The organism is Enterobacter sp. 296B2 (genome assembly GCF_034106185.1).
Classification (GTDB): Bacteria; Pseudomonadota; Gammaproteobacteria; order Enterobacterales; family Enterobacteriaceae; genus Enterobacter; species Enterobacter cloacae_N.
This window is the reverse complement of sequence record NZ_JAWNCA010000078.1, coordinates 1-965: the sequence shown is the minus strand read 5'-3', so window position 1 is coordinate 965 and position 965 is coordinate 1. Positions and strand designations below refer to the sequence as shown.

General features: G+C 35.9%; 1 protein-coding gene. It reads left to right on the top strand.

All coding sequences use genetic code 11. The features are described from left to right. Window positions 1-157: 157 nt before the first annotated feature. Window positions 158-965: hypothetical protein (locus URZ40_RS23125; protein WP_320721257.1), on the top strand; the 808-nt coding region annotated here is incomplete at its 3' end.

Genomic DNA, 965 nt, shown 5'->3' with positions numbered 1-965 from the left:
CACATACTTTGTTTTTTGAATTTCTCTTGAAAAAAATTAGATGTCTGCTACTTTGAATATTTGTATAGGATAAGAATATTGAAAAAGGACGCGATATATCATGCATAATACATGGTACAAATTTCACGTTTTTTCTGAATCTTTATAGGCCGTTAACATGCAAATACACCCAGTAGCGATAAAAGTAAACATCCTAGCCATTATTTGTGTAATTCTTCCGTTTGGAATAGCTTCTTATGCTGCAGTATCTGATGCAGAAATAAGTAAGCCGATTTTTTCAGAAAACAATGATTCAGTATATTTAAAATTTATAAACAACGACAATTTAAGTGGTGATGAGACTGCGCCGAAGTTGTTTGTCTCATTTCCTGACGGTGCTGAACGAGAGGTAGTAGTTGATACTGGCTCTACAGGTTTAGTGATTTCATCTTCAGCAATACCAAATGCAAATAATTTATCAGCTAGACCAGGTAAAATCACGTACAATAGTTCCGGACGTATTATGATAGGTTCTTGGCTCAATACTACTCTCACAATTGGTGATGGGGAAAAATTCGTATCTACGAATATTATCCCAGTATTGGCTGTTAACGAAATCCAGTGCCTTGCTAAGGCAAGAAATTGTAAACCTGAACTAAACCCTGAGCATGTATCAATGATGGGCATCGGTTTTGATCGAGAAAGTAGCTTGCAGAGCGAAAGCACTCCAAGTACAAACCCCCTTTTAAATACAAAATCAGGAAGCAACAATGGATATACACTAACGCGCAATGGCATATATGTTGGAATTAATAAGGATACAGCCAAAGGATTTTCCTTTATTAAATTACAACCTTCAAATGAAAATAAACACGAATGGATCGCACCGCCAGCTTGTATCAAAATAACTGGTTGGCAAGGGTATCAATGTGGTACTGTCCTTATTGATACAGGAGTAAAAAGTATGTTTTTAACAATACCTAACT